Here is a 9,968-nt window from a genome sequence, read left to right on the forward strand (position 1 = left end):
CACGTCTTGAATTTATAAATAAATATTGTGAACTCAAACAAAGTGCTGTCCTGGATGTTGGTTGTGGCGGGGGTATTTTATGCGAGGGTATGGCTGTCCAAGGTGCTAAAGTAACAGGCCTAGATGTTGAAGCAGAGGCAATTGAGACTGCCAAAGCGCATGCCAAAGAAAGCAAATTAGTCATTGATTACGTTTGTTGTCCTATCGAAGACTATGAGAGCCCGATGTTTGATGTGGTTACCTGTATGGAAATGTTGGAACATGTACAAGAACCACAGCTTGTGATTGAACATTGCGCTCGCTTGTTAAAGCCGGGAGGCTACCTCTTTTTATCTACCATCAATAGGACATTTAAAGCTTATACCACAGTGATTTTGGCAGCAGAGTATCTATTAGGATTATTGCCTAAACAAACACATGATTTTGATAAATTTATTAAACCTAGCGAAATGGTAAACATGATAAGAGCGGTTGGACTTGAATTCATTGATATGGCTGGTCTGTCGTATAATCCATTAAACCGTGTAGCAGGATTAAAGGATTCAGTCGATGTTAACTATTTAGTGTCTTGCTTCAAGCCTTGAGCTTTTTTATCCACATAACGTTGTTGGTAACGCTGGTGGGCATATTTGGCTTGTTCCTCTGTAACGACATCTACCTCATTGCCAAATAAATCAACACGAGCCGTGTTTGCTTTTTGGCAGTTTAAGTAAGCAGGCGATGAACTGTAATAGCTGAGCGCTTCACGTAAGGCTTTCTTACTGAAAGTAGGTGTATCCAAACGTTCGTAAAAATCGATAATATCGTCGAAAATACCAATTTGCAGTGGTTTAACTTGACTTCCCTTTTTAAAGAAAGCATTGGGGAAATGTTCTATTAACCAATCAATAATTTGCAATTTATCTTTTTTAACGCTTTCGTTTTGCCTATTCATAGTTACACTCTGAAGCAATTAAATCCCGATTAAACTATCATAAATAGTAGCATTAGCAAGGCAGTTTCGTGATTTAATCAGTAAAAATCCAATTTTTTACTACTAAAGAATAAAATTATCAGGCAGAAATGAGAATTCATTGGTGACCCTTTAATTGCTAGTTGTCTTGCATTACCCCAAGAGATTTCTCAATCTATAGTAAGAAATCGATGTTTCACTCAAAGAAATTATTCTTTATTTAAATATAACCACATGAATAATAATGATTTAATTTTATTTGGGAAATAAAATGTCTCTTTTGAATTATAATTGGTTGTCTTGCACAACAGAAAGCTAATTGCTAAATTTTGAATATGACTTCAACGGATTTGGGGTCTTCTAAAGGGAATTCTAATCATAGGGAAGTGATGATCAGGGACGATTTTTCAGGATAGGATGTCCTGAAAGGATGATTGCTAAAAGCCAGGGCTTAAAGAACCCTGGCTTTTGTTATTTATACTGATACATAGCCTGAATGCGAGAGATAGTAGCTATCAGGATAGTAAGCAAACACTACTGAACCACCTTTGATTGTGTTAATCACGGGCTTCGCTAGAGTTTTAGCGATAGATGGGCATCCCCAGCTGCGTCCTGCCCGTCCAGCTTTCTTAATGAAATCGGGTTCTACATACCATGCACCATGAATGACCACGCGTCTGTGATAGGCATTGTCGTTAAAACCTCTTTCCAGACCTTGCAGATTTAAAGAGTAGCCCTTAGAGCCTATGTAAGTATCGCGTGTAACATAGGTACCCAGGCTGGTTTCTTTACTAGAAAATTTGTTAGAAAAATGGTGAGGAGTATCCATTCCTGAGTTCTTGCCATGCGCTACGTAAGTATTATACAAAAGGCGTTCTTTATTGAGATCAAAAACCCACATCCGTTGTTTGTTGGAAGGTAAAGAATAATCAATAACAGTTAAAACAGGTTTTTTACGGCACCTTTGTCAGAGGCTTTTTTATAAGCAGTTAGAGCAAGCTTAAGAACATTTCTATTAAGTTTTGGGGCTTTTTGACTAAGATGTTGAACATGTTTGTTGACATCAAAGCCAGTTTTAATTCCATAGGGTGCAGTACCCGTAGTAGCGGTAGTGGAAAAGAAAGCCGCAGAAAGTATGCTTAATATAGTACTCATATTACTCCTTTTTTCTTGTTAACGCGCCTTGAAACAAGGTCTCAGAAAGATGGTGATTATATTTACAAGTAATGCAAATGTAAAATCACAAGGGAGATACTTGATCATTAGGGGTGAATATTAATCAATTCAGGGGGTTAACAAATAAATGGGCTAAATCAATTGGCCAATAATACATTAAATAGGACAAAATGTAAACCAAAGATGCGAATTTTCGCCTTATTGATAGTTCTATATTGGCTCAATTAGTATGTAATTAGATCGTTTTTTGTTTGTCTAACAGGCCTTTTCTATCCAAAATGGGCTGGAATTCAGCCCATTTTATTGTGTGATTGCAGCAGACGGATTTCAATTAGACGTATTCTGCATTATCATCGCTTGATATTTTTTGACCCGTTGGATTGGAGACAAATATGCTTGAGCGCTACTCAGCACAATTTCCTCAAGGTACTCGTGCGCAGATTAATAAGGCATATCGGATTGACGAATTAACCTTAATGACAGAGCTTATCGAAAAGGCGGCATTAAGTAGTGAGCAAATCGTTGCTATTCGTAATGCGGCAACCCATTTAGTTGAACAGGTTCGCGCTGAGCGTAAAAAGAGTACAGGGATTGATTCTTTTTTGACACAATATTCTCTTACCAGTGATGAAGGGATCGCGCTCATGTGCTTAGCGGAGGCATTATTGCGTGTGCCCGACAACGCTACCATCGACAGTTTAATAAAAGACAAACTTACAACAGCCGACTGGAAGTCACACCGAGGCCAAAGTGATTCTTTTTTGTTAATGCAACAACCTGGGCTTTGATGTTAACTGGTAAAGTTTTAACTCCCGAGCGTGCAGATTCCGTGTTAAGTAAGGCTTTATTTAAATTAATTAACCGCAGCGGTGAAGGGGTTGTGCGTAAGGCTGCCGATAAAGCAATGCGTATTATGAGTAAGCAATTTGTTACCGGCCGAACGATCAATGAAGCACTATCTCGATCAAAGAAAAAGGAGGCGATAGGATATCGCTATTCTTATGATATGTTAGGTGAGGCTGCACTCACTGCTGTCGATGCAGGTCGTTATTTTACTGCTTATAAGGATGCTATTGAAGCAATTGGGAATAGCGTAGATAAGCGTACTAATGTTTATCAGCGTGCGGGGATTTCGATAAAACTCTCTGCTTTACATCCGCGTTATCAAGAAGCAAAGCATGCGCGGGTTATGGAAGAGCTTTCTCCGAAGCTCTTGGCTCTTGCTCAATTGGCTAAACACTATGACATTGCGCTAACGATTGATGCTGAAGAATCAGAGCGCCTTGATTTATCTCTTGATGTTATTGAACGTGTTTTTAGTGATGATAGTTTGTATGGCTGGCATGGGTTTGGAATGGCGGTACAGTCGTATCAAAAACGAGCATTTTATTTGTTGGATTGGGTGGCTGCTTTGGCTCGAAGCAAACAACGACGAATGATGGTTCGTTTGATTAAGGGGGCTTATTGGGACAGTGAAATTAAAAAACACAAATGCAAGGGTTTTCTGAATACCCTGTATTTACCCGCAAAGTATTCACTGATGTTTCGTTTCAAGCCTGCGCTAAAAAATTATTGACGATGACCGATGCTATTTATCCGCAGTTCGCTACTCATAATGCCTATTCTGTTGCTATGATTTTAAATTTAGTTGGCGACTATCGTGATTTTGAATTTCAATGTCTGCATGGTATGGGTAACGAACTTTATGAACAGGTTGTTCCAGCAAACCGTCTTGGTATCCCATGCCGAATCTATGCGCCGGTTGGGAGTCACGAAGATTTATTACCCTATCTGGTTCGTCGTTTATTAGAAAATGGAGCAAATTCCTCTTTCGTAAATCGCATTGTTGATGAAAAGGCTCCAATCAGTACTTTGGTTGAAGATCCAGTAAGTAAAGCGAACCACTTACTTAGTAAGATAAACCAAAATATTCCTTTACCAGCTTCCATTTTTTACCAGAAAGAAAAAATTCCAGCGGTTTTGATTTTTCTGATCGAGAAGCCGTAGCATCCTTACAACAACTCTATACCAATATGGATCTGGCGCATTGGCAGGCCAAACCACTGATCGCTGGTAGACAGGGGGGAGAGCTTGATAGAAGTGTGACTTCGCCACAAAATCCAGGGCAATTGATTGGTAGAGTAAGTGACGCTACGTTACAGGATATTGACTGGGCATTGTCTCAGGCAGAACGAGCTTTTCCCGCGTGGTGTAATAGACCAGTGAGTGAACGTACTGCTTGCCTTGAACGCTTCGCCAATCTTTTAGAAGAAAATATGCCAGAATTGCTTGCTATGGCTTGTTTAGAGGCAGGTAAGACTTGGAGTGATGGGGTAGCAGAAGTGCGTGAGGCAGTAGATTTCTGCCGTTATTATGCCATGATGGCGGAAAAACTGATGGCTAAACCTACGCGTCTTCATGGCTATACAGGGGAATTAAATGAGCTTAGCTTGCATGGTCGAGGAGTTGTTTTATGTATTAGTCCATGGAACTTCCCTCTAGCTATCTTTACTGGCCAAGTTGTTGCTGCGTTGGTGACTGGGAATTCTGTGGTTGCCAAACCGGCTGAACAAACATCACTGATAGCTGCTTTTGCCGTGAAGCTGATGCATCAAGCCGGCATTCCAGTTGATGTGGTGCAGTTATTACCAGGTACTGGTGAAGCAGTGGGAGCGCCCTTGGTGGCGGGTCGTCGTATAAAAGCGGTAATCTTTACCGGTTCAACGCAAACAGCAGAAAACATTAATAAAATTTTAGCGGCTCGTGGCGGAGAAATTATTCCTTTGATTGCCGAGACGGGTGGCCAAAATGCCATGATTGTTGATTCTTCTGCTTTATTAGAACAAGTGACTGTGGACGTGATTGCATCGGCTTTTGGTAGTGCGGGTCAACGTTGTTCAGCTTTACGGGTCTTGTATGTGCAAGAGGAAGTCTATCCACGTATGCTTGAACTGCTTAAAGGAGCTATGGCTGAACTGCAAATTGGTGCTCCACGCTGGCTTGCTACGGATGTAGGGCCGGTCATTGATAGCGAGGCTTTGGCTGGATTAAATGCGCACGTGGCCGCTATGCAACAAAATTGTGAGATTATTTATCAATGCAAGCTGTCAGAAGAATGTGAAACGGGTTATTTCATGCCACCTACTGCAATTGCTATTGAGAATATGGCTGTTCTTAAAAAAGAAGTTTTTGGACCAGTGCTTCACATCATTAGCTATAAACGTAAAGCCTTGGACAACGTTATCGAGCAGATTAATAGTACTGGCTATGGGTTAACTTTAGGAATACATAGTAGAATCAGTCAAACGGTTGAATATATTCGCCAACGAGTGCATGTCGGGAATTGCTATGTCAACCGTAATATGATTGGTGCTGTGGTTGGTTTGCAACCCTTTGGTGGCGAAGGTCTTTCCGGTACAGGACCTAAAGCCGGGGGGCCGCATTATTTACTGCGTTTATGTCATGAACGAACTTATACAGTAGATACGACTGCAGCAGGCGGTAACGCCAGTTTGATGTCAATTCCAGAAGGTATTTAGTTTATTAGAGAAATCCCGACGCGTTTTGTACAGTCAAAGGTGCAATAAATGCCTCTAATGTCCGTAGCGCTCTGTCTGCGCGGAAGGGCAATGGTTTGCCCTCCCTGTGCAGACGCCGAGTAATCCCAACATATTTTTGCATAGCTTATGAGTCATTTATGGACTTAGAGGCCATTAAAGATCTAGTCAAAATGTACTAGTCAATGTAATGGTCAGGATGGGTCTTATCAAACTCTTCTTCATGTTTTTTAGCAAACCACCAGGGCAGTGCAACAAAGAGAAATAAACCGCCAAATAAAAATGCTTCAAATAAGAAAATATTATTTATTGGAATTTGTGTTGGTGGTACAAAACCTATAAGCATTGCAACAAGGCAACAAATCAGTCCAATGCCTGCCACTAGCCACATAACCAGGTTTCCTCCAGGTATTTTGTAGCTTCGTGGCTGATCTGGTTTGCTGTAGCGTAATTTTATCGCAGCAGCAAACATGAAAATATATACCAATAGAGCCATTTGGGCACTGAGATCGCTTAGTAACCAATAAGCAGCATTAATGGAGTCCAGTAAGATAAACACCGAGCTTAAAAGAGTAAAAATAATACCCTGAGTAATTAAAATAGCTACAGGTGCTCCATAGCGATTAACCTTAGCAAATAGTTGTGGTAGAGAGCCATCCAGTGCAGATACCAGTAAGCCTTTAGTTGGACCAATAATCCATGCTGATACACCGCTTAAGCCGCCGAGAATAATAAACACAGCAATCAAAGGAGTCATCCAAGGCATATGATAAGACTCAAAGAAAATGGCATAAGCATCAATCAAGCCGGAGACTACACTTAATTGATGATTAGGTACTACAAGAACAATAGCCAGAGATCCGCTTACCAGTGTGGCGAAAATAAGAATGGCTGAATATAAAATGGCACGAGGATAATCGCGTTGGGGGGTTTTTAACTTCTTCTGCATGTACAGCAGACATTTCCATACCGAGTAAGCCAAATAGTACGGCTGAGAAAAGGGATAAGTTTCCTATTGAACTGAAATTCGGGATCCAGGATGAGGGCATATCTGCAGTAAGCGGGCGGCCTTGAAAAAGCCAAACAGCTCCTAACATACTGATACCAACCATAGGCAAAATTGTACCTACACTAGCTCCAATAACACTAACGATACTAGATAGTTTCATACCAAAACAGTTAAGTAAGGTAAAAATCCAAAAAAGGCTCAATACAGTAATGAGAAGATAGGCTTTATTATTAGCAAGTTGGGGTGCAAAAAGATAGGATAAGGTCGCTGCTATAAAAGCGAGGATCGTCGGATACCAGACCACATTATAAATCCATTGCAGCCAAATGGTAATAAAGCCTGCTCGGCGACCAAACGCTTCACGTACCCAAACATAAAGACCGCCTGTATTAGGATAAGCTGTGGCTAATTCAGCAGCAACAAGGGCGATAGGAATAAAAAAGTGATTGCTGCAACTAGATAATAAGAGACTAAGGATAGACCTAATTTTGCACTGATAGGAAGTGTACGTAGACTATCAACAGCAATCACATTGATCATAACTAGAGAAAAAACCGACAAAACTTTTTTAGAAGAACGCATGCGGGGTCCTTAGTGGATGCAGCTAAGACAATTGGCGGTGTCTGATCATGCAGATAAATTAGGTAAATTTGTAAGCGGGAAAATTTAGCAGTTTACCTTTATAAAATCAATCTGTACGGCCTTTGGAAATACTTAAATGAAATTTAGGGCTATGAAACCTTATCAGGTTTCATAGCCCTGAAAGCTCAGATTAAATTACGCAATACATACTGCAAGATTCCGCCATGACGGTAGTATTGCAATTCATTGGCTGTATCGATACGACAGAGTACCTCTACTTTCTTTTCGCTGCCATCTTGCTGTGCAATAACCATAGTTAGTTTTGCTCCGGGTTTTAGTGAATCATCGACAGCAATACTAATCCGCTCGGAACCATCAAGTTGTAAAGTCTTTCTTGTTGTACCTTCCAGGAATTGCAGTGGTAGTACACCCATACCAATCAGGTTAGAACGATGGATGCGTTCAAAGCTTTCAGCAATAACTGCTTTGACACCCAGGAGATTTGTTCCTTTTGCTGCCCAATCTCGTGACGAACCAGTACCGTATTCTTTACCAGCGATAACAACAAGTTGCTGATGTTCTTTTTGATAAAGCATGGAGGCATCATAAATTGACATCACTTTGCCTGAGGGGATATGGCGAGTAACACCACCTTCAACTTCCGGAGTCATTTCATTGCGAATGCGAATATTGGCGAAGGTTCCTCGCATCATGACTTCATGATTACCACGACGTGAGCCATAGGAATTAAAATCGGCTTCCTTAACCCCTTTGGATTTCAGGTATAAACCGGCAGGTGAGTTTGCTTTAATCGAGCCGGCAGGTGAAATATGGTCTGTAGTAATTGAGTCTCCTAAAAGAGCCAAGACATAAGCTTTGGTTATTGATTTAATTGCCTGTGGTTTTGCTGAAAGATTTTCAAAGAAAGGCGGATGTTGGATATAGGTAGAATTGGCATCCCAACTATAGGTAGATCCGCTACTTGTTTTGATCGCTTGCCAGTGTTCATCGCCTTGAAATACTTCGGCATATTCCTTACGAAACATGGTACTAGATACTTGAGCAACTGCGGCCGCAACTTCCGCATTACTTGGCCAGATATCTTTGAGGAATACATCGTTGCCATTAGCATCTTGTCCCAATGGATCTTGGCTTAGATCAATACAAGTGGTACCAATTAATGCATAAGCAACAACAAGGGGAGGTGATGCCAGCCAGTTAGCTCGCACTTGTGGATGGACTCTGCCTTCAAAGTTGCGATTACCAGAAAGAACGGAGCAAACTACGAGGTCGTTATCAGCCACACAATGGGCAATGTCATCAGGCAAAGGACCTGAGTTACCAATACAGGTAGTGCAACCATAACCCACCAGATTGAAGCCAAGCTGATCTAAATAAGTTTGTAAACCAGCATGGCGCAAATAATCGGTGACTACTTTTGAACCAGGCGCTAATGATGATTTGACCCAGGGTTTACGTGAGAGGCCTTTTTCAATCGCTTTTTTAGCAACTAGACCTGCAGCCATGAGTACACTGGGATTCGAGGTATTGGTACAACTGGTTATCGCAGCAATAACGATATTACCATGATGCATTTCAAAATTATTGTTTTTACTGGAAATGCTTTTCCTTTCTCTTTTGCCTTGCCCACTTCTTCCAGAAAGATGTCAAATTCCTGACCTAAGGTTTTTAAATTAACCTTATCTTGAGGGCGCTTCGGACCAGCTAAAGAAGGTTCAACAGTTGATAAATCAAGATGAAGGGTATCAGTAAAAATGGGATCTTCTGCTTGACTGTCATACCATAAGCCTTGAGCTTTACAATAACTTTCGACTAAAGTGATAGTATGAGCGTCACGTCCGGTTAACTCCATATAGCGTAAGGTCTCTTTGTCTACCGGGAAAAAGCCGCAGGTTGCACCGTATTCAGGCGCCATATTAGAGATCGTAGCGCGATCGGCGAGAGGCAAATCCGCCAGGCCTGGGCCGTAGAATTCAACGAATTTTCCTACAACGCCTTTTTTGCGCAGCATTTGGGTGACGGTCAGTACCAGATCGGTTGCTGTAATACCTTCCTTAAGCTTACCGGTTAACTTAAAACCAATTACTTCCGGAATCAACATAGAGACGGGTTGGCCGAGCATGGCTGCCTCGGCTTCAATACCACCTACTCCCCAGCCTAATACGCCTAAGCCATTAATCATCGTGGTATGTGAGTCAGTACCGACTAGTGTGTCAGGATAGGCATACAGATTTCCGTTATGCTTGCTAGACCAAACTGTTTTGCCTAAATACTCCAGGTTAACCTGGTGACAGATACCAGTACCGGGTGGAACTACCTGGAAATTAGCAAAGGCTTTTTGGCCCCAGCGCAAAAATTCATAGCGTTCTTTATTGCGTTCAATTTCAATTTCTGTATTGATTTTAAGTGCATCAGCGCTGGCAAATTTATCCACCATTACAGAATGGTCAATAACCAGATCAACGGGAGAAAGTGGAGAAATTTTCTTGGCATCACCGCCCATTTTTTCCAAGGCAGCACGCATGGCAGCGAGATCAACAACGGCTGGAACACCAGTAAAGTCTTGCATTAATACTCTAGCAGGTCGATAAGCAATTTCATGGTGAGATGATTTTTTATGTAGCCAGTCAGCGATTGCTTTAATATCGTCAGTGGTTACTGTATTACCGTC

Annotated in this window: 2 protein-coding genes and 4 pseudogenes; 2 read left to right on the forward strand and 4 right to left on the reverse strand. The window is 41.4% G+C overall.

Going from position 1 to position 9,968, the window contains the following annotated elements; all coding sequences use genetic code 11:
* Positions 1–584 (forward strand): bifunctional 2-polyprenyl-6-hydroxyphenol methylase/3-demethylubiquinol 3-O-methyltransferase UbiG (ubiG, locus tag BN58_RS10130; RefSeq protein WP_019216721.1); only part of this gene is annotated, 584 nt, incomplete at its 5' end.
* Here ubiG and BN58_RS10135 read toward each other — a convergent pair.
* Positions 557–934 (reverse strand): ProQ/FINO family protein, encoded by a 378-nt coding sequence (locus BN58_RS10135; protein ID WP_019216722.1) that lies wholly within the window; start codon positions 932–934, stop codon positions 557–559. The two genes, ubiG and BN58_RS10135, sit on opposite strands and share 28 nt — an antisense overlap.
* A gap of 493 nt (positions 935–1,427) precedes the next feature.
* A pseudogene (locus BN58_RS24005) lies at positions 1,428–2,107 on the reverse strand (murein L,D-transpeptidase catalytic domain family protein).
* Positions 2,108–2,520: 413 nt separating this feature from the next.
* Here BN58_RS24005 and putA point away from each other — a divergent pair.
* Positions 2,521–5,667 (forward strand): annotated as a pseudogene (putA, locus tag BN58_RS37000) (bifunctional proline dehydrogenase/L-glutamate gamma-semialdehyde dehydrogenase PutA).
* A gap of 196 nt (positions 5,668–5,863) precedes the next feature.
* On the opposite strand, the pseudogene BN58_RS37750 reads toward putA, so the two are convergent.
* Positions 5,864–7,276, reverse strand: a pseudogene (locus BN58_RS37750) (APC family permease).
* Between the two features lie 185 nt (positions 7,277–7,461).
* A pseudogene (gene acnA, locus BN58_RS24020) lies at positions 7,462–9,968 on the reverse strand (aconitate hydratase AcnA); the annotation flags it as partial.

Source organism: Legionella tunisiensis (genome assembly GCF_000308315.1).
Lineage (GTDB): Bacteria > Pseudomonadota > Gammaproteobacteria > Legionellales > Legionellaceae > Tatlockia > Tatlockia tunisiensis.

What these genes read in the sequence shown, in the direction of transcription:
- BN58_RS10135 (WP_019216722.1), bottom strand. Translation starts at nt 934, where the DNA reads ATGAATAGGCAAAACGAAAGCGTTAAAAAAGATAAATTGCAAATTATT.